Source organism: Terriglobales bacterium (genome assembly GCA_035573675.1).
Classification (GTDB): domain Bacteria; phylum Acidobacteriota; class Terriglobia; order Terriglobales; family Acidobacteriaceae; genus DATMAB01.
Window position 1 is genome coordinate 70107 of record DATMAB010000018.1, and the last position, 25527, is coordinate 95633.

General features: G+C 63.0%; 23 protein-coding genes and 1 tRNA gene. 6 read left to right on the top strand and 18 right to left on the bottom strand.

What is annotated here, in order from left to right:
* Positions 1-34: 34 nt before the first annotated feature.
* From nuoL to ndhC, 8 genes are all read right to left on the bottom strand, one after another.
* Complete coding sequence (gene nuoL / locus VNK82_08305) at positions 35-2134, bottom strand: NADH-quinone oxidoreductase subunit L (protein HXE90948.1); 2100 nt, start codon at positions 2132-2134, stop codon at positions 35-37.
* 113 nt (positions 2135-2247) lie between these two features.
* Positions 2248-2553, bottom strand: a complete 306-nt coding sequence (nuoK, locus tag VNK82_08310) for an NADH-quinone oxidoreductase subunit NuoK (GenBank protein HXE90949.1) — start codon at positions 2551-2553, stop codon at positions 2248-2250.
* Positions 2554-2658: 105 nt separating this feature from the next.
* The gene (locus tag VNK82_08315; GenBank protein ID HXE90950.1) at positions 2659-3168 is read right to left on the bottom strand and encodes an NADH-quinone oxidoreductase subunit J; all 510 of its coding nucleotides are present in this window, start codon (positions 3166-3168) and stop codon (positions 2659-2661) included.
* 16 nt (positions 3169-3184) lie between these two features.
* Positions 3185-3646, bottom strand: a complete 462-nt coding sequence (locus VNK82_08320) for an NADH-quinone oxidoreductase subunit I (GenBank protein ID HXE90951.1) — start codon at positions 3644-3646, stop codon at positions 3185-3187.
* Positions 3647-3650: 4 nt separating this feature from the next.
* Positions 3651-4931 carry a complex I subunit 1 family protein gene (locus VNK82_08325; protein HXE90952.1) on the bottom strand — a complete coding sequence of 427 codons (1281 nt, stop codon included), beginning with the start codon at positions 4929-4931 and terminating at the stop codon, positions 3651-3653.
* A 470-nt stretch (positions 4932-5401) separates the two neighbouring features.
* Positions 5402-6556, bottom strand: coding sequence for an NADH-quinone oxidoreductase subunit D (locus VNK82_08330; protein HXE90953.1), 1155 nt, complete (start codon positions 6554-6556; stop codon positions 5402-5404).
* On the bottom strand, positions 6553-7179 hold the full coding sequence (locus tag VNK82_08335) for an NADH-quinone oxidoreductase subunit C (protein ID HXE90954.1): 627 nt from the start codon (positions 7177-7179) through the stop codon (positions 6553-6555). The genes VNK82_08330 and VNK82_08335 overlap by 4 nt, the downstream gene beginning before the upstream one ends.
* Positions 7180-7392: 213 nt before the next feature.
* Positions 7393-7752 carry an NADH-quinone oxidoreductase subunit A gene (gene ndhC, locus VNK82_08340; GenBank protein HXE90955.1) on the bottom strand — a complete coding sequence of 120 codons (360 nt, stop codon included), beginning with the start codon at positions 7750-7752 and terminating at the stop codon, positions 7393-7395.
* Between the two features lie 244 nt (positions 7753-7996).
* Here ndhC and lysS point away from each other — a divergent pair, with 244 nt between their 5' ends.
* Positions 7997-9547, top strand: a complete 1551-nt coding sequence (lysS, locus tag VNK82_08345; protein HXE90956.1) for a lysine--tRNA ligase — start codon at positions 7997-7999, stop codon at positions 9545-9547.
* A 177-nt stretch (positions 9548-9724) separates the two neighbouring features.
* Entirely contained in the window at positions 9725-11794 is a 2070-nt protein-coding gene (locus tag VNK82_08350) for a M13 family metallopeptidase (protein ID HXE90957.1), read from the top strand.
* A 63-nt stretch (positions 11795-11857) separates the two neighbouring features.
* Here VNK82_08350 and VNK82_08355 read toward each other — a convergent pair whose 3' ends face one another.
* Complete coding sequence (locus VNK82_08355) at positions 11858-13006, bottom strand: aminotransferase class V-fold PLP-dependent enzyme (protein HXE90958.1); 1149 nt, start codon at positions 13004-13006, stop codon at positions 11858-11860.
* A gap of 509 nt (positions 13007-13515) precedes the next feature.
* Between VNK82_08355 and VNK82_08360 the strand changes: the two genes are divergently transcribed.
* From VNK82_08360 to VNK82_08370, 3 genes are read left to right on the top strand one after another with little or no spacing between them, the layout of a single operon-like run.
* Positions 13516-14178, top strand: a complete 663-nt coding sequence (locus VNK82_08360; GenBank protein ID HXE90959.1) for a CDP-alcohol phosphatidyltransferase family protein — start codon at positions 13516-13518, stop codon at positions 14176-14178.
* Positions 14175-14813, top strand: a complete 639-nt coding sequence (locus tag VNK82_08365) for a lysophospholipid acyltransferase family protein (protein HXE90960.1) — start codon at positions 14175-14177, stop codon at positions 14811-14813. The genes VNK82_08360 and VNK82_08365 overlap by 4 nt, the downstream gene beginning before the upstream one ends.
* On the top strand, positions 14810-15787 hold the full coding sequence (locus VNK82_08370) for a phosphatidate cytidylyltransferase (GenBank protein ID HXE90961.1): 978 nt from the start codon (positions 14810-14812) through the stop codon (positions 15785-15787). The genes VNK82_08365 and VNK82_08370 overlap by 4 nt, the downstream gene beginning before the upstream one ends.
* Positions 15788-15836: 49 nt before the next feature.
* Here VNK82_08370 and VNK82_08375 read toward each other — a convergent pair.
* Positions 15837-15913 (bottom strand) — tRNA-Lys (locus tag VNK82_08375).
* Positions 15914-16120: 207 nt separating this feature from the next.
* Between VNK82_08375 and VNK82_08380 the strand changes: the two genes are divergently transcribed.
* Complete coding sequence (locus VNK82_08380; protein ID HXE90962.1) at positions 16121-16969, top strand: fatty acid desaturase; 849 nt, start codon at positions 16121-16123, stop codon at positions 16967-16969.
* A 51-nt stretch (positions 16970-17020) separates the two neighbouring features.
* On the opposite strand, the gene VNK82_08385 is transcribed toward VNK82_08380, so the two are convergent.
* The 8 genes from VNK82_08385 to VNK82_08420 form a co-directional block, all read right to left on the bottom strand.
* Complete coding sequence (locus VNK82_08385) at positions 17021-17287, bottom strand: hypothetical protein (GenBank protein HXE90963.1); 267 nt, start codon at positions 17285-17287, stop codon at positions 17021-17023.
* A gap of 39 nt (positions 17288-17326) precedes the next feature.
* On the bottom strand, positions 17327-18616 hold the full coding sequence (gene aroA, locus VNK82_08390) for a 3-phosphoshikimate 1-carboxyvinyltransferase (GenBank protein HXE90964.1): 1290 nt from the start codon (positions 18614-18616) through the stop codon (positions 17327-17329).
* An 89-nt stretch (positions 18617-18705) separates the two neighbouring features.
* Complete coding sequence (locus VNK82_08395; protein ID HXE90965.1) at positions 18706-19113, bottom strand: hypothetical protein; 408 nt, start codon at positions 19111-19113, stop codon at positions 18706-18708.
* 101 nt (positions 19114-19214) lie between these two features.
* Complete coding sequence (locus VNK82_08400) at positions 19215-20012, bottom strand: alpha/beta fold hydrolase (protein HXE90966.1); 798 nt, start codon at positions 20010-20012, stop codon at positions 19215-19217.
* A 157-nt stretch (positions 20013-20169) separates the two neighbouring features.
* Positions 20170-20487 (bottom strand): PspC domain-containing protein, encoded by a 318-nt coding sequence (locus VNK82_08405; GenBank protein ID HXE90967.1) that lies wholly within the window; start codon positions 20485-20487, stop codon positions 20170-20172.
* Positions 20488-20777: 290 nt separating this feature from the next.
* Complete coding sequence (locus tag VNK82_08410) at positions 20778-21554, bottom strand: hypothetical protein (protein ID HXE90968.1); 777 nt, start codon at positions 21552-21554, stop codon at positions 20778-20780.
* Positions 21555-21672: 118 nt separating this feature from the next.
* Positions 21673-23307, bottom strand: a complete 1635-nt coding sequence (locus VNK82_08415; protein ID HXE90969.1) for a hypothetical protein — start codon at positions 23305-23307, stop codon at positions 21673-21675.
* Positions 23308-24197: 890 nt separating this feature from the next.
* Positions 24198-25424, bottom strand: a complete 1227-nt coding sequence (locus VNK82_08420) for a tetratricopeptide repeat protein (protein ID HXE90970.1) — start codon at positions 25422-25424, stop codon at positions 24198-24200.
* Between the last annotated feature and the right edge of the window lie 103 nt (positions 25425-25527).

Below are 25527 nucleotides of genomic sequence, written 5' to 3' on the forward strand. Positions count from 1 at the left end.
CGCAATTCGGCACTTCCGCAATTCTGCAATCCCTTCACCGCCTCACGTAGTACAGAATCATCCCCGTCAGCCCCGCCACCATCACCAGCGCGTACCACTGCACCAGGCCCCACTGCACCAGGCGCGTGAAATACGACAGCGGCTTCATCGCGTAAGCCGGCGCGTTCACAAGCAATCCATCAATGATCCACTTGTCCCACCACATCGAAACCACTGCCGAGGCTCGCGTCAGCCACCCGGTGGCGTTCACTGCTCCGTCGATTCCCAGCTCATCGAACCGGCGCGTGGCTTCCCCCACGCCCAGCGCGCCCAGACGCACCGGCCCCAGCTTCCGGCGGCCCGTGAACAGCATGTCATACAGCTCATCCACCCAGTACTTGTTGAAGAGCGCCTGATACACGGGCGGCGCAGCCTGCGCCATCGGCTCGGCGTAGTCCTTCTCCGCTCCCGAGTAGAAACGCCTGGCCAGGAACCAGCCCACGCCCGCCGCCGCTACGGACGCGATCATCAGCACGTACTCCATGGGATCATGCGCCGTGCCATGCCCCGCTTCCGCCGCCTTGCCCACGCGCTCGAACACCGGCTCGAGGAAATGCTCGAAGCGATTGCTGCCTCCCAACGCCGCCGGCACGCCCAGGAATCCCGCCAGAGCCGCCCCCGCTGCCAGCACCACTAGCGGCATGGTCATGGAAGCTGGAGACTCATGCGCATGATGCTCCACCTCGTGCGACATCCGTGCCGGGCTCCAGAACGTCAGGTAGAAGAGCCGGAACATGTAGAACGCCGTCAGGATGGCGGTAACAAAACCCAGGCCCCACAGCACCGGCTGATGCGCCGCCCACACCTGCCACAGGATCTCGTCCTTCGAGAAGAAGCCCGCCAGCGGCGGGATGCCGGCAATTGCCAGCGTCGCCACCAGCATGGTCTTGTAGGTCGTGGGAGTCTTGTCCGCCAACCCTCCCATGTTGCGCAGGTCCTGTTCGCCGGAAAGCGCGTGGATCACTGACCCCGCCCCCAGAAACAGCAGCGCCTTGAAGAAGGCATGCGTGAACACGTGGAACACGCCCGCCGCGAAGGCGCCCACGCCCAGCGCCAGGAACATGTAGCCCAGTTGCGAGACCGTCGAATACGCCAGCACCCGCTTGATGTCGTTCTGCACTAGCCCGATGGTGGCCGCGAAGATGGCTGTGAGCGCTCCCACCACCGCCACCGCCGTCATCGACGCCGGCGCCAGTTGGAAGAGCGCGTTTGAGCGCGCCACCATGTAGACACCCGCCGTCACCATGGTGGCCGCATGGATCAGCGCCGAGACCGGTGTCGGGCCCTCCATCGCGTCCGGCAGCCAGGTGTAGAGCGGCAACTGCGCGCTCTTGCCGCACGCTCCCACAAACAGCAGCAGCGTGGCCATGGTGATGATGGGATCGCCCGCCAGGAACGCCCCGCTCTTCGCCCCTTCGTGCACGATCTCGTTCACGCGCGTGTACTGCAGCGACCCGAAGTACCAGGCGATGGTGAACATCCCCAGCAGGAACGCCGCATCGCCCACTCGGTTCACGATGAACGCTTTATTGGCCGCGTCGGTGGCCGACTTCCGGTCGAAGTAGAAACCGATCAGCAGGTAGGAGCACAGGCCCACGCCTTCCCAGCCCACGAACATCAGCGCGTAGTTGTTCCCCAGCACCAGCGTCAGCATGGAGAACATGAACAGATTCAGGTAACCGAAGAAGCGGTAATACCCGCCTTCATGCCCCATGTACCCGATGGAGTAGATGTGGATGAGCATGCCCACGCCGGTGACGAACAGCAGCCATATGCTCGAAAGCGGATCGAGCAGGAAGCCCGCATCGGCCCGGAAGTGCGCTACGTGGTTGCCCGCGCCCACGTACGCCAGTTCGCCCGTGCCCGTTCCCAGCCACGTGAACAGGACCTTCTCGAACGGCTTGCCCGGCTGCGCGTGTGCGTAATCCATGTACTGCCACACCGCTCCGCATGCCAGCGCGAAGGCCAGCACCACCGAGCCCACGCACACGATGCTCACCGCGCGGTTCGAAATCCTCCGCCCGAAGAAGAACATCGTCGCTGCCCCTGACGCCGGCAGCAGCGGTATCAGCCAGATGTTGTCTAGGAAAAACACGCTTTTGGGCTCTTGGCTTTTTGGCTTTTAGCTTTTTGGCTTTTAGCTTTTGGCTTTTAGCTTTTCGCTTACTGCTTATCGCTTATTGCTTATTGCTTGTTACCTCTCGCCGTTCACCATTTCAACAAGTCGATCTCATCCGCATTGACCGTCTCTTTATTGCGGAAGAATGCGATCAGGATGCCCAGGCCGACGGCCGCTTCCGCCGCCGCGTCCGCCACTACGAAGATGGAGAACACCTGGCCTTCCAGCCCGTACATGCGCGAGAACGCCACCAGGTTCAGGTTCACCGCGTTCAGGATCAGTTCGATGGACATCAGCACGATCACCACGTTCCGCCGCGTCAGCACCCCGATGGTGCCGATGGCGAACAGGATCGCCGCCACGATCACATAGTGCACTGTGCCGATCTCACCCATGTCAGTTGTCAGTCGCCGGTACCCGGTTGCCCAGTCACCGTAGCCGGCGCTTCACGGTTCTTCAGTTCACAGTTCATACTTCGCACTTCACCAATCGCCCGATGGCTAGATCCGCTTCTTGGCCATCACCACCGCCCCCACAATCGCCACCAGCAGCAGCACAGAGGCGATCTCGAACGGCAGCAGGTACTGCCCGTACAGCATCAGGCCGATCTGTTGCGTGTTCTGCCCTTCCGGGAGTTGCGTCATGGGCGCGGCGAAGGCCGCCCGGTCCTTGAGATAGACGAACAGCAGCAGCGCCCCCAGCAGCGCCGTGGCCACCAGCCCCACCGGCCACATGCGGTTGAACTGTTCTTCTTTCTGCGCTTTTTCCAGGCTCACCAGCATGATGACGAACAGGAACAGCACCATGATGCCGCCCACGTACAGGATGATCTGCACGCCGGCCACGAAGGGCGCGTAGAGCATCATGTAAAGACCGGCGAGCGAAAGCAGCGTGAAGATCAGCGAGATGGCCGAATGCACGGCGTTACGCTGCGTCACCACCAGGATGGCGCTCACCACGGCAAGTCCGGCCAGAAAGTAGAAGAAGAAGGTCGTGGCGACGGGCGTCATCGGGTGGGCTCTGCGCTCACTTCCTGTACACCGTCGGTTGCGGTCCCTGCTCCAGCGCCTGCCGGTCCCAGATGGCGCCTTCGCGGGTGTAGTTGGCCAGCTCGAAGTCCTGCGTCAGTTCCAGCGCGTCGGTCGGGCAGGCGTCCTCGCACAATCCGCAGAACATGCAGCGGCTCAGGTCGTAGGTGAAGGTGGTCAGTTCCTTGCGTCGCGTCTTCTCGTTACGCTCGCTGGTGACCACGATCAGGTGCTCCGGACACGCCAGCGCGCACAGGTCGCAGGCGATGCACAGCGTCTCGTCCGTCTCCGGGTTCACGTTCAGCCGCGGCGCGCCCCGGTAGCGCTCCGCCACCTGCGGCCGCTCCAGCGGATACTGCTCCGTGTACACCTCTTTCGGGTGCTGGTAGCGGAACGTCAGCGCCAGCCCCTGCAGCAGGTCCACCAGAAAGATCTTCCGCGCCAGCCGCTTTACGTCCATCGCTTCACCGTCCCACCCGGGCCGCCAGTTCCGGCGCGATCCCCACCAGCGCCGTCCCGATCAGCGCCGCCAGGCTCAGCGGAATCATCACCTTCCATCCCACTTTCATCAGTTGATCGAACCGGTACCGCGGAAACGTCCCCCGATACCAAATGTAGAGGTACATGAAGAACGCGACCTTCAGCGAAAACCAGTATATGTCCTGCACGCGGTCGCGAACAGGGGGCAGGAGCAGGAGCGCGCCGATCAGGGCCAGCAGCGCGGCGAAGCCGGCGAGGCCCAACGTCTGCAGGCGGAACAGCGGGTGCCTGGGCATGCGGATGGTGCCCACGAAGGCCATGGCCGCGAGCGCGAAGAAGGTCAGCGCCGGGAAGAGCGAGAACACCAGGTCCCAGGCCGGGCCGGTGAGCGTGCCGGAGAAAGGACGCAGCCAGCCGCCCAGCCACAGCGTCACTGCGACCGACGACACTGCGATCATGGCCGCGTACTCGGCCAGGAAGAACAGCGACCAGCGGAATCCGCTGTACTCGGTGTGGAAGCCGGCAACCAGTTCGGACTCGGCCTCCGGCAAATCGAAGGGGGCGCGGTTGGTTTCGGCCACCATGGCTACGCAAAAAACGAAGAAGCTGATAAGGCCGAGCGGGAAGAACTTGAACAGGAACCAGACGCCTTGAGCTTCCTGGGCGCGCACGATGCCGATCATGCTCAGCGTTCCGGTGCCTGTCGCCATGCTGCTCATGATGATGGCGGAAACCACGCTCAAGCCCATGGCGACCTCGTAGGAGACCATCTGGGCGCTGGAGCGCAGCGAGCCGAGCAGCGGGTAGTGCGAGTTGGAGGCCCAGCCGGCCATGATGACGCCCAGGGTGCCGAGCGACGACACGCCCAGCATGAACAGCAGGGCGATATTCATGTCGGTGACAGCGTGCGTGGGCCCGAAGGGGATGACGATGTAGACGGTGAAGGCGGTGATGACCACGGTGACCGGCGCAAGCCAGAAGACTACGCGGTCAGCGCCCTCGGGCATGATGTCTTCCTTGATCAGGAGCTTGAGGGCGTCGGCGATGGGCTGCAGCAATCCGTGCGGGCCGACGCGCATCGGGCCGAGGCGCACCTGCATGTGGGCCAGGATCTTGCGCTCCAGCCAGTTCATGGCGATGACGGCGATGGACACGCCCAGGAAGATGAGCAGGATGTAGATGAGCGCCCAGAGGACGTTGCCGGCCTCGCCAGGAGTGACGTTCTGGTCGAGGTAGCCGAGAATGTAGTTGCGTAGGTCAGCCATCAATCCAATTTGGTAATTGCGTAATTTGGTAATTTGGAAATTGACTGCTTCACTCTTTCTATCTCCGACGCGCGGTTTGAGCGGAAGTGCTGAAGATGGCGGTCAACTCGCGAGCTCTTTCAGAAGACTGGCCAGCCTTTTCGCAGGCACGATGTCCGCTTCGATCATCAACTCCAGCCAGAAAACCGTCAGCTTCCTCCGCCACAATTCTCATCCTGGAAATGAACTCGGCCCGCGAGCGAGCCCGGCAAGCGGCGCGGTAGTTTGCACCCACTGAGGTCCCACTTCGCAATACTTGCTTGCCCAGCACCTGGGCTTCCGTGCTTCGCGGAAGAGCTCGATAGAGCCGGATCAAGCGCAGCGCGAAGCCCTTGGTTCTGCGCCTGAGTTCCTCGCGTGGATCCTTGAACTCGACCATTTCAGCCATCGCGAATTTACCCAATTACCAAATTACGAAATCACCAAATCCGTTACCGGTCCACCTCGCCCAGCACAATGTCGATGGTGCCGATGACGGCGACGACGTCGGCGACCATGGAGCCTTCGACCATCTTGCCCAGGGCCTGCAGGTTGACGAACGAGGGCGGCCGCACGCGCACACGGTAGGGCTGCGTGGAACCGTCGCTCACGATGAAGTAGCCCAGCTCGCCCTTGGGAGCCTCGATGGAATGGTAGATCTCGCCCACGGGCGGCTTCAGCACCTTGGGGATCTTGGCCATGATGGGGCCGTCGGGAATCCGCTCCACCGCCTGACGGCAGATGCGCACCGATTGGCGCATCTCCGCGATGCGGACGAGGTACCGGTCGTAGGTGTCGCCGTTCTGGCCGGTGGGGATCTCGAAGTCCATTTCAGAGTAGGCGGCGTAGGGCTGGGCCTTGCGCAAGTCCCACTTCACGCCGGAGGCGCGCAGCACCGGCCCGGTGACGCCAAAGGCCTTGCAGTCCTCGGCGGAGATGACGCCGACGCCTTTGGTTCTCTCCAGCCAGATGCGGTTCGTGGTGAGCAGCGTTTCGTATTCGTCGATCTTGGGAGTAACGAAGTCGCAGAACCTGCGCACGTCGTCCTCGAAGCCGTCGTAGGTTTCGTACAGGCAGCCGCCGATGCGGAAGGCGTGGGTGGTGAGGCGCGCGCCGCAATACTTCTCGAAGATCTTCAGGATCTCTTCGCGGTCGCGGAAGGTGTAGAACAGCGGCGTGATGGCGCCAATATCGAGGGCGTGCGTGCCCAGCCAGAGCATGTGGCTGGCCAGGCGGTTGAGCTCGGTGAGGATGGTGCGGATGTAGCGGGCGCGGGGCGGCGCTTCCACGTTCATCAGCTTCTCGACCGCTTCGCAGTAACCCAGGCCGTTGGAGACCGCAGCCACGTAATCCATGCGGTCCACGTAGGGATTGAACATGGCGTAGGTGCGGTTCTCGGCGATCTTTTCCACGCCGCGGTGCAGGTAGCCGATGACGCATTCGGTGCCCAGGACGCGCTCGCCATCGAGCTTGAGGATGACGCGCAGCACGCCGTGCGTGGAAGGGTGCTGCGGCCCCATGTTGAGGATGATCTCGTTGGCGTCGAGGTGGGTCTGGTCGGCGTCGCGCAGGTCCCAACTGGGGAATTTGGTGGTGACGTCGCTCATTGGCCGCTCTTGATCCCCAGGTTGATCTGCACCCACTCCTGATCCTGTTGAATGATGCCGTAGTCCTTGCGCAGCGGGTGGCCCTTCCAGTCGTCGGGCAGCAGGATGCGGCGCATGTCAGGATGGCCCTCGAAGCGGATGCCGAACATGTCGTAGCACTCGCGCTCCAGCCAGTTACAGGTCGGCCAGAGGGCGACGGCGGAGGGCGCGGTTTCGCCGTCGGCGATGCGCGTCTTCACGCGCATGCGCTCGTTGCGCGCGAACGAATAGAGGATCCACACGACGTCGAACTGTTTCTCGCGCCCGGGGTAGTGGACGGCGGTCACGTCCACGCAGTAGTCGAACTGCTCGTCGTCGCGCAGAAGCCGCAGGACGTCGTGGGCGATGGAGCGGTCCACGACCAGGTAGTTCTGCTTGAGGTAGGTGACGGCTTCCTGGATGCCGGAGCCGAAGCGCTGCTTCAGGCGCGCGACCCTCTCCGATTCCCAGGGCTCGGCGGTAGGCCCGGCGGGCTTGGGAGGAGGAGCGTGAGCGGGCTTTTCGGCGGCGGCAGCAGCAGGTTGCGCCGTGGGCTTTTCGGCGCCTTGGGGCGAGGGCGGAGTGGGCTTGGTCTCGTCGGCCATTCGTGGCTCAGGCGAACCGGCTGGCTCACGACAGGAACAGAGTTTTGTAACAGCCGGGCCGGATAGTGTCAATTGTATACGGCGGCGATGGGGCGGCTCGAGCGTGACCCTCGCGCGTTCCTCGTCCGCCGTGGGGCGGACTCGTCCGAGCGACGGCCACGGGAAGCAGAGTTGCCAGCTCGTCACGGCACGGCTAAAAGCCCTGCCGTTCCCCTAGACCCATTCCAGGGCGCCCTTCTTCCAGATCCAGATGTAGCCCACGACCAGGATGCCGAGGAAGATCATCATCTCGACGAAGCCGAACAGGCCCAGCAGCTTGTACTGCACGGCCCAGGGGAACAGGAAGATGGTCTCGACGTCGAACACCACGAACAGGATGGCCACGATGTAGAAGCGGACGGAGTAGCGGCCGCGGGCGTCGCCGACGGGGTCAATGCCGCACTCGTAGGGCAGGAGCTTGCCCTTTTCCGTGGGATTATCCGGGCGGACGAGCTTGGCGATGAGCAGCGTGACCACGGGGATGGCCAGGGCCACGACCATGAAGAGAAAGATGGGAACGTAGTTCTGCGGCATGACGGAAACATCCTACATCTGCGATGTGTGAAGTGGGAAGGGCTTTTGGCTTTTGGCGGTTGGCGGTTGGCTTTTGGCTCTTGGCTCTTGCCAAGGAGATTTGAACGACTACGCCCGGAGGTGAGTGCGGTGGTGAGTTCCACTTCGTGTTGTCCGGATAGCATTCAGCCAAAGGCCGGCAGCCGAAAGCCAAGAGCGCTTCCTTTATAATCCGTCCTTTGCGTTTTGACGCTCGGACCGGCCCGTGTCCCTGGACGAAAAAATCTACGAATTGCGGCGCGAGAAGCTGAAGCAGATCGAAGCGCTGGGCTACCCGTCCTATCCGTACCGCTACGAGCCGACGCACACCGTGCCGCAGATCCTGGAGGCGTACACGGCGAAGTCCGCCGAGGAGCTGGAAAAGCCGCGGGTCGAAGTGCGGGTGGCGGGGCGCATCATGGCCCTGCGCCTGATGGGCAAGGCGGCGTTCGCGCATCTGCAGCAGGACGGCCGGCGCCTGCAGATCTACGTGAAGAAGGACGCGGTGGGCGAGAAGGGTTTCGCCCTGTTCCAGTTGCTCGACATCGGCGACGTGGTGGGCGCGCGCGGCTACCTGTTCCGCACCAGGACCGGCGAGCTGACCGTGCACGTGGACGAGGTCACGCTGCTGGTAAAAGACCTGCTGCCGCTACCGGAGAAGTGGCACGGCCTGCAGGACGTGGAGCTGCGCTACCGGCGGCGGTATCTCGACCTGGTGATGAATCCGGAAGTGCGCGAGGTCTTCCTGACGCGCAGCCGGATCGTGCAGGCGCTGCGCAAGTTCTTCGATGCGCGCGGCTTCGTGGAAGTGGAAACGCCCATGATGCAGCCCATCGCGGGCGGCGCCGTGGCGCGCCCGTTCGTCACCCATCACAACGCGCTGGATATCGACCTGTACCTGCGCATCGCCCCGGAGCTCTACCTGAAGCGGCTGGTGGTCGGGGGCCTGGAGCGCGTCTACGAGATCAACCGCAATTTCCGCAATGAGGGCATCTCGACGCAACACAATCCCGAGTTCACGATGTTGGAGTTCTACCAGGCCTACGCCGATTACCACGACCTCATGGACCTGACCGAGGAGATGTTTCCGTTCGTGGCGCGCGAAGCGAAGGGCTCGACGCGCGTCACCTACGGCGGCGAAGAGATCGACTTCGCGAAGTGGCAGCGGCTCACCATGCGCGAGGCCATCATCCAGTACTGGCCGGAAGCGGCGGGCGCGCGGCCCGAGATGAGCGACTTCGCCGCGGCGGAATCGGTCGGCCGGCTGGTGAAGCGCTTCAACGCCGTCCACACGCACATGCCGTACGATCCGGATGCTCCGGCGGGCAAGACCATCGCCGACCTGTTCGCGGCGGTGTGCGAAGAGCACCTGGTACAGCCCACCATCATCTATGACTTTCCCGTCGAGGTCTCTCCGCTCTCCAAGGTCAAGCGCGATGAGCCCGGCTGGGTGGAGCGCTTCGAGGTGTTCATCGGGCGGCTGGAGTGCGGCAACGCGTTCAGCGAATTGAACGACCCCGAGGATCAGCGCCGCCGCTTCGAGATGCAACTGGCGCAGCGCACCAAGGGCGACGAGGAAGCTCACGTGATGGACGAAGACTACATCCGCGCGCTCGCCTACGGGCTGCCACCGTCGGCGGGATACGGAGTCGGCATCGACCGGCTGACCATGCTCCTGACCGATTCCAGGTCCATCCGCGACGTCATCCTGTTTCCGCTGCTGCGGCCAAGGAAGGCGGAAGAGGAAGCGGCCGAGGAGAGAGAAGGCGGGAAGTGATTCGGTAATTGCGTAGTCTGGTTCCTTGCGTGATTGTTACCACGCGATCGCCGGGACTGCGATTCAGGCCTTGGCGCACTCCTCGCCCGACTTTGGTTTCCCAGAGGTTCATGCCACAATGCTTGTTTGCAGACCGTGTTTGGCGGCCCCCATCCCATCCTGAAACGGCGAACGACTATGCGAATCGCACGACTCTTTGTTGCCCTGCTTCTCTGCTCCTCCCCGATGTGGGCGCAGGACTCCGCGCCGAAAAAGGAAGCCCCGGCGGAGACTCCGCTGAAGGCGCTGCCCTACATCCCCAGCCTCGACCTTTCCGCCATGGATCGCAGTGTGAACCCGTGCGCGGACTTCTACAAGTTCTCCTGCGGCGGCTGGGAGAAGAAGAATCCCATTCCGGGCGACCAGGCCGCGTGGAGCGTCTACGGCAAGCTGAACGACGACAACTTCCGCTTCCTGTGGGGCATCCTCGAAGACGCCGCCAGGCCCGATGCCAGGCGCACGAAAGTGGAAACGCAGATCGGCGATTTCTTCGCCGCTTGCATGGATGAGAGCGCCATCGACAAGCGGGGCGCGGCGCCGCTCCAGCCCACGCTGGACGCCATCGCGAAGATCTCGTCGAAAGAGCAGATCGCCGGCGTGCTGGCCCGCGAGCACATGAGCGGTGGCGCGGGCATGTTCAATTTCTTCTCCGAGCAGGACGCCAAGGATTCCACGCAGTACATCGCTGCGGTGTACCAGGGCGGACTCGGATTGCCCGACCGGGACTACTACGTCAAAGATGACGGCAAGTTCCCGGAGATCCGCGACAAATACCTCGAGCACGTGCAGAAGATGTTCGAGCTGATCGGCGACTCGCCGGAGAAAGCCAGGGCCGGAGCGGAAACGGTGATGGCCATCGAGACGGCGCTGGCGAAGGCGTCGCTCACGCGGGTGGAGCGCCGCGACCCGTACAAGAACTATCACAAGCTCAAGGTCGAAGAGCTGGAACAAACCGCACCCAGCTTCGCCTGGCGGACTTACTTCGCGGGCTCGGGCCTTCCCGGATTGAAGGATCTGAACGTGCAACACCCGGCGTTCGTCGCCGAACTGGAGAGCCAGCTCAAAACGCGCAGCCTGGACGACTGGAAGACGTATCTGCGCTGGCACGCCGCGCGCAGCCATGCGCAGTTGCTCTCCCAGCCGTTTCGCGACGAGAACTTCGCCTTCTACCGGCGGTATCTGCGCGGGGTCGAGCAGCCGCCGCCGCGATGGAAGACCTGTGTGCGCCGGGTGGACGAGGACCTGGGCGAAGCCCTGGGACAGGTGTACGTCGAGCGCGCCTTCAGTCCGCAGCTCAAGGCGGACGCGCTGGATATGGTGAAGCGCATTCAAACACAGATGGCGGCGCGCCTGAAGAACCTCGCGTGGATGAGCGAGGAGACGAAGCAGCAGGCGCTGCGCAAGCTGCATACCATGGTCAACAAGATCGGCTATCCGGACAAGTGGCGCGACTACAGTTCGGTGCGCGTGGAGCGCGACGATTATTTCGGCAACGTGGAGCGCGCCACGCTCTTTGAGAGCAAGCGGCAGCTCGATCGCATCGGGAAGCCCCTCGACCGCGGCGAATGGTTCATGACGCCGCCCACGGTCAACGCCTACTACAACCCGCAGATGAACGACATCAACTTCGCCGCGGGCGTGCTGCAGCCGCCCCTCTACGACCCCAGGATGGATGACGCGCCCAACTACGGCAACACCGGCGCCACCATCGGGCACGAGCTGATCCACGGCTTCGACGACGAAGGCCGCCAGTTCGACGCCGAAGGCAACCTGAAGGATTGGTGGACCCAGGAAGACGACAAGAAGTTCCGCGAGCGGGCGGCCTGCGTCATCGATCAGTACTCGCAGTACGTGATCGTGGACGACATCAAGATCAATGGCAACCTGACCGCAGGCGAAGACATCGCCGACCTGGCGGGCGTCATCCTGGCTTGGGAAGCGTGGAAGGAGAAGACCAAGGGCCAGAAACTCGAAGCCCGCGACGGCTTCACGCCCGAACAGCGCTTCTTCATCGGCTACGCGCAATGGGACTGCAACAACGAGCGCGACGAGAACAAGCGCGTCAACGCGGTCACCAATCCGCACTCGCCGGGGGTGTATCGCATCAACGGCGTGGTGGTGAACATGCCGGAGTTCGGCCAGGCCTTCGCCTGCAAGGCCGGCGATCCCATGGTCAAACCGCCGGACAAGGTGTGCAGGATCTGGTGAGGCCTGCAGCCACAAAGACACAGAGACCCAAGCGCTGCGGCATCCAGGGATCGAAATTCGTGCTTAGACAATCCTCGCCAGCTCTTCCAGACACCTCGCCACATCCTCCTCGCCGTTGAACACGTGCGGGGCGAGGCGCACGGCGCCCAGGCGCGCAGCGCAGACGATGCCGCGCTCGCGCAGGGCGGCCACGATCTCGGCAGCGGGCCGCTGCGGGAAACGCGCGGCGACGATGCCCGCTCGCTGGGCATCTTCACGCGGCGTCACCAGGCGCGCCCCCATCCGTTCCACGCCCTCCATCAACAGGGCCGCCAGCGCGAGGTCGTGCCGCTCGATGCGCTCGATTCCGAGGTCACACAGGTAATCGATGGCCGCGGCCATGCCCAGGCCGGCGCCGTAGGCCACGGTGGCGTACTCCATGCGGCGGGCAGCCTCGGCCAGGTCGATGGCGGTGGCGTCGAAGGCGAACGTCACTTTGGTCGAGTGCCAGCCCACAAACGGCGGGTCGAACTTGCGCCAGACGTCCGGATGCATGTAGCAGAAAGCCGCGCCCCCGGGTCCGCACAGCCACTTGTAGGCGCTGGACAGCACGAAGTCGAACTTCGCTTTGCGCACCTCGAGCGGAATCACGCCGGAAGACTGCGTGGTGTCCAGCACCAGGAGCGCGCCGTGGGCGTGGGCCAGATCGGCGAGTTGCACCGGGTCCAGGCGATGCCCGGTGGCGTACTGCACGTGGCTGATGCAGAGGGCGGCCGTGTTCTTGTCCACCAGGCGCGCGATGGCGTCGATACCGAACGATTCGGGATTTTCCTGAGCTTTCACCAGGCGGACTTCGCACCCGCTGTCTTTCGCCACTCGCAGCCAGGGATAGGTCACGCTGGGGAAGTCGATATCGGCGGAGACTACGTTCTTCCCTTTTCCCGGCTTCAGCCACCAGGCGATCTGCCCCAGGCACTCGGTGGCGCTGGTCATGATGGCGATGTCGTCCGGTGTGGCGTGGAGCAGCCGGGCCACCGACGCGCGCGCGCCGTCATAGACCCGGGCTTCGGCGGCATCGTCGAAGCTGACCGTGCCCGAACTCGCGATTTGGCGCTCGAAGGTTTGCATCTCGTCCATCACCGGCTTGGGGGTGACGGAGATGGAAGCCGAGTTGAGATAGGTGATGCCAGCCAAGCCCGGGAAGTCGGTGGCGGGAGCCAGCGGGTCTCTCATTCGTTTTGCTGCGTGAAGGACGCAGGAGCTAGATGGTACACCACGCACCTCCTTTACTCAGAAGGACGCGCGCTCACGATTGGGACGCTTGGTGTCCCCTGGTGGTTGACGTGGCAGGTGGTACATGCGGTACTTTTAAGGGCCAGCGGTCGGCAGCGCGCGGTCTTGGACACCGCGCACCCTGTGTCCCCACACCAGCTGGCCCTTTCTCAACCGGGGCGGCAACGCATTTGGAGCGCGTACCGCCTCGATGCTCTGATGGTAGTGAGGTTGCGTTCTTTTACAAGACCGAGTTATCCACAGCGTCCCAGAAGCAACTTGTTTGTTTCCTCCCTTTGTTCTTAAGAGCTTATTGCTATGTGCACCTGGAATGATGCAATCGACAATGTTCGGCAGTTGTTCGCCGTGGAGCGCCTCGGTGCCCCACGTTCGCGCCGTGCTTTTCGGCGCGTACGTGGGGATCTCGTCGCTCGCTCGCGATTCCGCCCTATAATGCGCGGCCATACGTCATGGAATCGCCCAGTCCCAAGGCCGCCCGCCGCCCGCTGAAATCGCGACAGGCGGCGTGGGCCAAGACGCTGGCGTCGTGGCTGACGCGCGCTGGCGTCCGGCCCAATCACATTTCGCTGCTCAGCATCTTGTTTGCCGCCGCCGCGGCTGCGGCCCTGTACTGCGGACGCGATGCCGAAGCCTCGCCGCGCATAGCGTTGTTCTTCGCCGCCGCCGCAGGCATCCAACTGCGCCTGTTGTGCAACCTGCTGGACGGCATGGTGGCGGTCGAAGGCGGCATGAAGACCAAGACCGGCGAGCTGTACAACGACATCCCAGACCGCATCGCTGACGCGCTCATCTTCGTGGCCGCCGGCTACTCGCTCACCTGGCCCGGGTATGGCCCGGAGCTGGGCTGGACCGCCGCCCTGCTGGCGGTGATGACCGCCTACGTGCGCGTGCTCGGAGGCTCCGTCGGGGTGACGCAGTACTTCATCGGGCCGGCGGCCAAACAGCAGCGCATGGCCATCCTGACCGGCGCGTGCCTGCTTGGGATTGCGGAGACGGCACTCGCCCGGCCGCCGCGCATCCTTGCCATCGCGCTGGCGGTCATCATCGCCGGAGAGATCGTCACCCTGGTCCGGCGTGTGGCACGCATCGCACGCGATATGGAAGCGCGGTGAAAGTCCATCCGCTGGCCAGCGTACTTGCCGGCTTGGCCCGGCTGATCAGCGGCGCCAACGCTCGCTGGCTGGACTGCGAGCCTTCCCTGCGCCAGCGCGTCTACTTCGCCAACCACACCAGCCACCTGGACTTCGTGGTGCTCTGGGCGTCGCTTCCGCCCGAAGTCCGCGCCCGCACCCGTCCGGTGGCCGCTCGCGACTACTGGGAGAAAGGACGCCTGCGCCGCCTGCTGGCACAGGATGTCTTCCGCGCCGTTCTGATCGAGCGCGACTTCGCGCGCGCCACGCCCGGCGAAGGCATGACCGCCGCGCGCAGTCTGATGGACCGGTTGGTCGAAGCCCTCGGTGAGGAGTCCTCTCTCATCCTTTTTCCTGAAGGCACGCGCGGCTCGGGCGAGCAAGTGGGAGCGTTCCGCAGCGGCCTGTATCATCTGTGCCGCCGCATGCCCGGACTGGAGCTGGTGCCCGTATACATGGAGAACCTGAACCGCATCCTGCCCAAAGGCGAAGTGCTGCCCGTGCCGCTGCTGAGTTCGGTGACCTTCGGCCCGCCTATGCAACTTGCCGAGGGCGAAGACAAGCGTGAATTCCTGGAGCGCGCGCGCCAGGCGTTGGTCAAGCTGAGGCCGCAATGAGCCTGCGCATCGATCGCGACTTGCAACTCGTCTTCAGCGGCGTGCTGGCGGCGCTGGTACTGGCCAGCCTACTGGGCTGGGTGCTTTCGCGCACGGTGAAGTCCGAGGCCGGCCGCGACACCGTCGCCAATCTCAACGCCCGCACCCGTGCCTGGTGGGTGATGAGCGTGGTCTTCGCGTTCACGCTCGCCACCGGACGAATCGGGTCGCTGGTGCTGTTCGCGCTGTTATCGTTTCTGGCGCTGCGCGAATACCTGACGCTGACGCCCACGCGCCCCGCCGATCATCGCACGCTGTTCTGGTCGTTCTTCGTGTTCACGCCGCTGCAGTACGTGCTGGTGGGCATCCGCTGGTACGGATTGTTCACGATTCTTATTCCCATTTACGCCTTCCTGTTCGTGCCCACGCGCATCGCCATGGCCGGCGACACCGAACGCTTTCTGGAGCGCGCCGCCAAGCTCCAGTGGGGGCTGATGATCTGCGTCTTCTGCGTGAGCCACGCTCCCGGCCTGCTGATGTTGGAGATTCCCGGCTACGCAGGCCAGAACGCCAAGCTGCTGCTCTACCTGGTTGTCGTGGCGCAGTTGAGCGACGTGATGCAGTACGTGTGGGGAAAGCTCACGGGCCGGCACAAGATCGCGCCCCACGTCAGCCCCGGCAAGACCTGGGAGGGATTCCTGGGCGGAGTGGCCACGGCCACCGCGGTGGGAGCGGCGCTCTACTGGATGACGCCGTTTTCGCCGCCGGCCGCCGCAGGCATGGCGCTCTCCATCACCCTGATGGGCTTTTTCGGAGGCCTGGTGATGTCCGCCATCAAGCGCGACCGCGGCGTGAAGGACTACGGCAGCTTCATCGAGGGCCACGGCGGCATCCTCGACCGCATCGACTCCATCTGTTTCTCCGCCCCGTTCTTCTTCCACCTGGTCAATTACTTCTACACGCCCGGCAGCTACCCTCTGCCCTGGCTGCGGTAGGGTTGCTTTGTGAGTGCAGGGATTGTGGAGGGATTATCGCTGGAGGGCATGGTGAGCGCGGAAGGATTTGAACCTTCGACCCACGGCTTAAAAGGCCGTTGCTCTACCAGGCTGAGCTACGCGCCCCACAATCGCCAATCTAACACACGAAGTGGGCGGGAGGAGATGCGCCCCGGGGGCAAGCCGCTGCCGAGGCCGGTCTCGCTTACCAAACTATTACACGCAAAAACGCAGGTTTTGCTGGACTGGAGGCTCAGACCCAAGTAAGGTCTTGCAGGCCCTTCGGGGGCTTTTGCATATCTGAGCGCTTGAAAAAGGACTCCTTGACCCCGCATGAGTGAAGCTGCCGCGGCTGTGCTCCGTCCCTGGGAAGAACCCTTCTGGAAACCGGCGAAAGGACGCGAACTGGTCCTCGCCTATCTGGTGCTGATCCATGTGCTGGCGCTAGTGGGGCTGGTGCTCTATCCCATTCCCAGCCTGCCGGTGCTGGCCATCACGCTAGGGGCGGCGATGCTGGGTGGGTTGGGCACAACGGTGTGCTTCCATCGCATGCTGGCGCATCGCACGGTGAAGCTGAACCCGGTGCTGGAGAACTTGCTGATCTTCTTCACCATCTTCAACGGCTCGGGGAATCCGACCAGTTGGGTGGCCTTCCACCGCCGGCATCACGCGCGTTCGGACACGCCGGACGACATCTCCAGCCCGAAACATGGCGGATTCTGGTGGGCGCACCTGAGGTGGCTGTACCAGAATCCCCCGGAGAGCCTGGAGAAGTGGGCGCCGGATCTGAACAAGCCCATCTACCGCTTCTGGACGCGGATGGAAGCGCCCATCGTGGTGGCCTCGCTGCTGTGCGGACTTTTCTTCGGCTGGGAAGGATTCTTCTGGATGGGCGCGCTGCGCATGGTGTACTCGCTGCACGGGCAGTGCGCGGTGAACAGCCTGACCCACATGGGCGAGCACCGGGGCGATTCCAGCAAGAACCTGTGGTGGCTGGGACCGCTGCAACTGGCGGCCTGGGGCGAGAACTGGCACCGTAACCACCACTCGCAGACCAACTCGGCGCGCTTCGGGTGGAAGTGGTGGGAAGTGGATATTGGCTGGTATTTCATACGGGCAATGGCGGCGGTGGGGCTGGCGAGCGATGTGAAAGTGCCGAAGAAACAATTGGAGATTGGGTAATCGGGAATTCTGGTAATTTGGATTGAATCAGTGGATCATTGAATCAATGAATCACTGAGGCGGATTCGTTTCGCCCTTGCCATAGGCGGTCAGAACCTCGACTGACACGATTTCCTGGAAACGAATCAAGTATGCGGGTTGACGATCGAATTTCTCGTATTTCGATTCGTCAGTGGTGGAAAGCATCTCATACACCACCTCTCCATCTTCAACATCAACAGTATCAATCTTTCCCACAATGACTTCGCCATCGGTGCAGTGCAACCTCACAACGTTGTTAATGCTGCACTGAAGCAGGCGGGCATCCTCTGACGTCATACCCAATCCTCCACAATGTGTGTGTAGATTCCCACGGCCTCAGCGCTCGACGAGTTGCTCCAGCGTTTCGAAGAATTCCGGAAAGGACACTTGGGCGGCGTCGGCGTTGCGGATGACGACCTTATCCTGGGCCCGCAGGGCGGCGACGGCGAAGGCCATGGCGATGCGGTGGTCGCCGAAGGAGTCCACTTCCCCGCCCTTGAGCGGCTGGCGGCCGGGGACGCGCAGGCCATCCGTAAATTCCTCCACTTCGGCGCCCAACGCGCGCAGGTTGCGCGCGACGGCGGCGATGCGATCGGATTCCTTGACGCGCAGCTCGGCAGCATCCCGAATCTCGATTCCCTGCCCCGTATAAGGCGCGATGGCGGCGAGTACGGGCAACTCATCAATCAGGGCAACGGTTGGGGCGCCGGAGATGCGGGCGCCGCCGAGTGGTCGCGGCTCCAAGCGGATGGTGCCGGCGAGTTCGCCCATGCGGTCTTCGACGTTGAGCATGGAAAAGCGGGCGCCGAGAGAGGAAAGCACGTCAAGCAGAGCGGAACGCGTGGGGTTGAGCAGGACGTCGTCGAGCACCAGGTTCGATTCCGGAAAGAGGGCGGCGGCGCAGAGGAAGAACGCCGCGGTGGAGATGTCGCCCGGAATGCGGAAGGCGACCGGGCGCAGGGCCTGCCCGCCGCGGATGGAGATGCGTCCGGGAGCGCAAGTGAGGCGGGCGCCAAAGGCTTCAAGCGCGAGTTCTCCGTGGTCGCGCGTGGGCACGGGCTCGGAAACCGAGGTCTCGCCCTGGGCCATCAGGCCGGCGAACAGCACGGCAGTCTTCACCTGGGCGCTGGGCACCGGCAGGGCGTAATCAATGCCGCGGAGACGCGCGCCGGAGATGCGCAGCGGCGGGCGGGCGCCGCCGGAGGCGGCGATGGCAGCGCCCATCCGGGTGAGCGGCTCGATGACGCGCGCCATGGGACGGCGGGAGAGCGAGGCGTCGCCGACCAGGTCACTGCTGAAGGGCTGGGCGGCAAGAATGCCGGCCAGCATGCGCATGGTGGAGCCGGAGTTGCCGCATTCGAGCGGACCCTGGGGCGGGGAGAGTTGCGGGCCCCGGCCGCGGATCGTGAGCGTCCCCTCTGCCTCCTGTTTGACTTCGCAGCCGAGCGCCCGCAGACACGCGAGCGTGGAGGCGCAGTCGGCGCCAGTAGCGAAATTCTCCAGGCGAGATTCGCCCTCGGCCAGCGCGGACAAGATGGCGTAACGGTGAGAAATGGACTTGTCACCGGGAAGGCGCAGAGCGCCAAGCAGATTGCGCGCGGGACGGATGGCGAGGTCGAGCGACACGCTGAATTGAGTTTACACAGGCCCGGCAGGACAGAAAGTGTGAACTATGAACGAAACCAGTTCTTTCTTTTCAGGTTACCAGCCGAGCTTCAGGTGCGCGTACGGGCGGTGGCAGAGACTTCTGCGAGCACGTCCTTGGGAACTTCGCGCAGCGTGACATGAAGCTCGAACATGGGGGTGAGGGAGCCGCGGCCCCAGCGGTTGACGTCCCAGTGGGCGCGCAGGAACTTGATGTCCGGCTGGCCGGTCAGGTCGACCAGCAGCGGGTGCTGGCCGCGATAGAACTTCTGCGGAAACCTGGCGACCGGCTGGGTGCCCCAGGCGGCGCCGTCCGCGGAACCCCAGATGCTGACGTCGAGCGCTTCCTGCTCGACGATATCGGTGATGACGAGCGTAGCGAGGAAGACGCGATGGCCGGCGGCGGAGATGTCGACCGCGGCGCCGTCGCCCGCTGCGGTGACGCGGGTCGAGGGAGGGATGAGGTAAGTCTCAACCATGACGGTGGGATTCTAGCAAAATTGACGAATGACGAATTTTCGAATTGACGAATTGAGTCCGAGCAGCCATCCCGCAAGGGTCAAGCCCCGGGAGACAGGATTCAGCCGATATTCAGCGAATCGAGGAAGCTGCGCAGGAGGCGGCCGGCGGCTTCGGGTTGTTCGAAGGGAGCGTAGTGGCCGGCGCGCGCGATGACCTCCAGGCGGCTGCCGACAATGCCCTGCTGAATGCGCTCCTGCTCTTCGCGCGGGGTGAGCGTGTCCTCCTCTCCGGCGATGACCAGCGTGGGCACCTTAATGGTCTTCAGTGTGGGGAAGGAGTCCGGGCGCTCGGCCATGCCGCGCTGGATGGCGGCGAGCGCAGGCGCGGTCATGCGCCGCATCATCCGGAGCGCGGATTCGACCAGGTCGGGGCGCGTGCTGCGCGTGGTCTCGCCCATGAACTTCGGGAGCATGGACTGGAAAAAGGGCTCGGTGCCGTGGGCTTCGGCTTCGTCGGCGGAGCGCAGGCGGGCGAGGCGGCCCTCTTCGGTATCGGCCCCGGCTTTGGTGTTGGCCAGGATAAGGGCGGCCACGCGCTCCGGGTAGCGGCGCCAGAACTCGAACAGGATGTAGCCGCCGATGGAGACGCCGGCAAAGACGGCGCGACCCACGCCCGCGGCATCGCAGACGCGGGCGATATCGGCGGCGTGCTTCGGCATGGTGGCAGGGCCATCGCCGGCGGTGGACTCGCCGTGGCCGCGGAGGTCGGGCAGCAGCAGGCGATAGCGCGAGGCCAGCAGGTCGGCAACCGGCAGCCAGAAATGGTGATGAGTAGGAAAGGGATGCAACAGGACCACCGGCGGTCCGTCGCCGAGGAGCTGGCAGAAGATGTCGGCATCGCGGGAGACGGTGTGCATCGCGGGCAGGAATGATAAACCAGTGAGGGAAGTTGTGATTTGGTGATTTGGTGATTTGGTGATTTGAGGGCCAGGGCTAAAGCCCTCCGCAGACCGCTTCAAAAAAGCCGGGCTGAAGCCCGGGTCTCCCACCGGATGCTGACAGCCCTGGCTTAGATCAGTGGTTGCGGGCCTCGGCGGGCGTGCCCTGGGGAGCAGGGACAATCTCCGGCTCCTCGGGCATCACGATCCAACCGATGACGTAGGCCAGCACGCCGCCACCACCGAACAGCGCCACCACAACCCAGAGGACGCGGATCAGGCTGACGTCGAGGTCAAAGTATTCCGCGAAGCCCTGGCAGACGCCGGCGATCTTGCGTCCGACGCGCGGGCGAACCAGCCGCTTGCGGGCCACCACCACGCCCACGCGCTTGCCGCAATAGGCGCAGAGGTTGGCGTCGTCCTGGATGACCTTGCCGCAGTAGTTGCAGTACATGGAGTGCCTCCTCCTCAGAAAATGATACGCAGGAATCGCGCCCGAGGTTCAGGTTTTCGGCAGAAGGCTCTCATTCCCGTCCCGAGCGAAGCGAGGGACCCCTACTCCGAGCAACGTCGGTCGGGTTCACGGCTGAGACCTGCGGCTTGACCTTGACGCCGAGTCTACGTGGCAGAACCAACTTTGGTGTTACGGATCCCTGCCCTCTCCTTACGCTCCGGTGCTGTCCCCTAGGTCAACCCAACAACTCCCAACAGCAGTGCAAACTGAGAAACTGTCATGAGCGTCCTTTAGGACCCTGGCAATTCGACGACTATGCTCCCAACGCCGTATTCGCTCTCGGGCACATAGAGCCGCACAGCATTTGGTGCTGCTTCTTCAAGCCGCGTTACTTTGACGAATGCCGGATTCTCCCCGGCTTTCTTGAACTCGCGTTTGGGAATCTCGATTCTCGTAAGTTTGGGCTTGTGCATTCCTTCTGCAAGGGAAATCATCACCACGTAGTTCTTCAGGTCTTTGAATTCCTTGCCTTCGCTCGAGACAAAGACAAAATGCTTGGAGGGGAGCAGCAGGAAATTCGGTGTGCCGAGGACGTGGCGGGCGAGTGACACGCTTTCCACGTGGTTCACGTACGAAGAGCCCTCGGCGTTGGCCTCCGGGTAGATCGGTACTCCCACTTCTATGGGCGAGTCGTGTTTGCCCGGAGGGAGAGGGCCGGCGTGCCTCTTCAGCCGGTTCTCTGCCGGAGTCTTGCCAAGATCGTAGAGTAGGACCACATCCGTCGGCTCACCTTCACCCAGAGCCGGGTAGTATTCGACGTAGACGATCCACCTTTCCGAAAGGCGTTGTGGCTTGTAGCAATAGAACCAGTCAACCTTCGTCCGATGTATGAGGTCGAAGATGACCACCGCTTGTGCCCTCCCAGCTTCGCCCAGGAGAACCAGTTCATTACCGGAGACAAAGTGCTCCGTTATTCTCGTCAGGGGAACACCATCAGACAATTCGAAAGACCTTGTTCCCTCACCCCTCACAACAGTCGCATGGAACCGCCGCTCGAACTCGTCCATCGGCTGGAGGCTCATACTCTGAATCCGCCAAGATTCCTCAGAACCACGTGCCAATCCGGAACTGAGCAAGGCATAGAGAATAAGCAACGAAGCTAAAGATTGCATTCTCATGGTTACCTCAATATAGCCTGATTGTTAAGGCGGGAGCCGCAGTGAGATCCTGAATCCCGCTGCACCTCGTATCTGTCGTGTAATTGTCGAGGTGAGTTACATCGATGCAGCATGCAGGGCATCGGTCTGTAACCGACTTCACCCCCACTCCTCGGATAAACACTCTCATGTTTGCTTGATAGAGTTCGCTTGTGCCGCATACCGCGACAGTAGAGTTATTCACCGGACCCAATGTTCCCGTTATCGTTTGGAAACTGCGGAAGTCCCCTCTGTTTGAGCAAAAGAACTCCTGCTTCACGTCTCCAAAACTGATGGAATGACCGCTACCAGTTCCTCCTTGCGGGTTTGTCACCCTAAACACAAAGCCATCAATCATAGTTGCGGCAGTTGCCGAGCAGTTGTTGTTATAAACTGTAACGGGAGTCGGATTGCCAGTACAGCGGTTCTCAGCCGGAGTGTTGTACTGGCTCTGGCGATAGCTTCCAAGCACCTTGAAATGTGTCGCTTGGGTACTGACGCCCGCGATGCTATTCACTGTCCAGGTCGCTGTCGTCGTAAAGTACTCTCCAATGGGAATCGTGTTGAGGTCGAACGTATAGTTGTAGGTGCCCGCCGCAAGCGAGCTGGTCCCTGTGTTGATGACCTGAATGGGCGGCTGACCATTCGCGCCCTTGACTTCGAGCCTGAGGCTGCCAGTCCCTGGCCCCACAAGCTCTAGAGTAATCAGGTCTTGCGTGATATCTGCGCTGGTTATCGTCACACCAGGCGTGACCTTGAAGTTTTTGGCGTTAGAGCCATCCACTCTCACGCTGTGATTTCCGAGCGGTGCATTCTGGTTGATCGAAAACGTTGCCTGAAGCTGTGTGTCGCTAGTCATTAGCACCCCTGTAACCGTGATTCCGCTCCCAGCAGTCACGGACGCACCCTGCTCGAAACCCTCGCCGGAGATGATGACAGTGACAATTTGACCGCTCGCTCCCTGCGAAGGGGTGATGCTGTAGATGACTGGCCCGTATGTGCCCGGATCGCACGGCGGGCACTCTTCGCCGGGCAGGCACAACGGGCAGCAATTGACACTGGCATACTCGGGTGGCAGGAACATCAGGTTCGACGGCTTCTGGAACTCCCCGATTCGCTCATCCAGCGGTACTCCGTAGTCGTACAGCCGCAGTTTCTCCAGGGCAGTCAGCACCCTGCTTTCAGGCGTGACAACTTCCTCGCCCTCAGTTCCTGAAAGCTGGAACCGGCCCAGCGCCTCCGAATACCGCACCGCTCCAAAGTCGGATGCCAGGCTGCGGGTCGCCGCCACCTCCCAATAGCTGGCAAACGTCAGCCCGCTATCCCGCCGTTCCCCCGCCGACAGGCTGGCTCCGTGGTCGTACCGCGCTACTAGCGAGCGCTCCCCCGGTGCGTAGCTGTACGTGAGCCGCTGGCCCTCTGCCGTCACTACCCCTGTCAACCGGTTCAGGCCATCGTACTCAAAGCGCGTTGCCGACGTGGCCGACCGGGCTTCGGTGAGATTGCCGTTCTTGTCGTATTGGAAGGTGTATTCGCCGCCGCTCGACAGGGTTTGCTTCACAATCTGGTAAGACCCGTCGAGCAACAGCTTCTGCCCCGTCTGCGACCCATCCGCATGGAGCACCTTAATCTCGGTCAGGTTGCCCGCCGGATCGTACCACTAGTCCACCCTGCCGCCGTTGCTGTACTCCTGCTTCCGCCTCAGGCCCAGGCTGTCGAACTCCATCCCCACGGTTGTCCCGTTCCCAAAGTCGGCCTCCAGCGGCCGGCCCGTCGAACTGTAACGGAACGCCGTCCGGTATCCCGGCTCACTTTCACCTCGATCGTTTCCGCCGCTGACAAATGCCAGCCCGGCCCGAACTCTACGCTGCCCCGCCCGGCCGAGTCATGGACCCGTGCTACCACCACTGGCATTCGGCCTACCGTCACCAGGTCGCGCCTGACGAACGTCAGGTTGCCGCGCCCCACGTTCACAGAGTTCACCTGCGCCCCATAGAAGATGGACTGCTCGTTGGGGAAGTAGATGTTCGCCCGCCGCCGCTGGCTGGATTCCCGCCATACGCCTGCGCCGATACCGTCTCGGGTGGAAGGGATACCAGCACGTAGGAAACAAAGACGAGAATCAGCAGGACCCCGATCGCGACTCGTGGCATGCGCTCACCCTTTCGACCGCCGAAGGTTGCGCGCCACCCTACCCCAATTCCCGACCCCTGCTACACGCAACCTCGTTTTTGTTCCGCTATCGGAACACCGCCCTTCGAGGGCCTGAATTTGGAACTTGACAAGTCCTTTGCACTATGCTTTAATCACATTGCTGTGTTTATCATTGTGAGATTCAGGAGGCGTCCCGAAATCCACTAGCCCCTTTGTTTCAGAGACTTTACCTCTAAGTCCTTTAGATCCCGGGACCGGCCGGGAGCTCGGCCCGTAACCTGATGATTCCATTAGAGGCCTATAGGGGGGAGGGGTAACCAAGGACGAATTAACTCGAACGTTAATCCCCTTCCCGGTCCGCTAATCCCGCTTGTAGGGTTCCTTGAGGTGCTTGCGGGCGGCGGAGGCCCAGCGCGAGTCGCGGGGAGCAGCGGCGATGACGGCCTGATAGCGGGCCAGGGCTTGCTGGCGCTGGCCCATGAGGTCGTAGACCTGGCCGGCGTAGAGGTCGGCGCGCAGCTTGAGTTCGGCCTCGACGCGCGGCTGTTTGGCGACGTTGGCGTAGGCCTCCGCGGCCTCCGGGTAGCGGCGCTGCCCCTTGAGGCTTTCGCCCAAGCCGAAGTAGGCCAGCTCCAAATGGGGCTGGTAGAAGCGGGAGGCGTTTTCGATGACGCGCTGGTAGGCGGCGATGGCCTCGGGGCCATGACCGGAGTCGTTGAGGATGTTGGCCACTTCGAGCGCGAAGAGGAAATTGCGCGGATAGAGCGTGGTCAGGCTGCGGGCGATGCCGAGGGCCTCATCGTAGCGCTGCTCGCGGCGGAGGAAGAGGCCGAGAGCGATCTTGGCGTCCACGGCGCTCTCTCCGCCCGCGTTGCCTGCTTCATACAAATAGCGGATGCCTTTCTCCCGGTTTCCGCGGTAGCCGGCGAGGAAGGCCATCATCTTCACCATCAAAGGCAGGCTGCCAGCGATGTACTCGTGCACGCCCACGACGGTCTTGGCGTCAACGTAGCCGGGGTCGAGCTCGAGGATGCGCTCGTGGTCGTCGCGTGCGCCCTTGGCGTTGCGCAACGCGGCGATCCAGCTTTTCTCCACCAGGCCCATGTAGGTGGACTGCAGGCCGCGAGCGACGCCGCGGGCGTAGAGAGCGTCCACGTCATTGGGGTCGGCCGCCAGACGCTGCTCGCAGAGCTGGGTGACACGGCTGATCAGGTCCTGGATGCGGGCGCGCGCCCTGGGGTCAGGCGGATGTTGCTTGCGCTCCAAGAAACTGTTGTTGGCGTACAGGCCGGTGTCAAAAGCGCCGATGCGGTAGAGCTCCTGGAACAGGACCGCGGCCAACAGGTGGTTGAGCGCGAAAGGATCGGCGGGATGGGCGGCCGCAACCCGTTCAAAGTCGCGGATGGCGGAGCCATAGTCCAAGCTGTAGTAGGCCTCGAAGCCGGAGCGGGTGAGCGGATCCAGCCGCGCTCCGGAAGCAGGACGCGGGGACGACGCGGCTGCGCTGAGCGCCTGGCCGGGAGCGGTCGAAACCAGGGCCAGCACCAGCAGCACAACGACGGGCGAACGCAGGCGAGCCACGAGCATGGGACAACGGTTCGACCTCGAGTTTACCGCACGGGTGAGAAGCACGGACTCCGGAAGGCGCGGCCGGCTCTTCCCACTGAGGCGGGTTTCCGTTAGAGTGCGC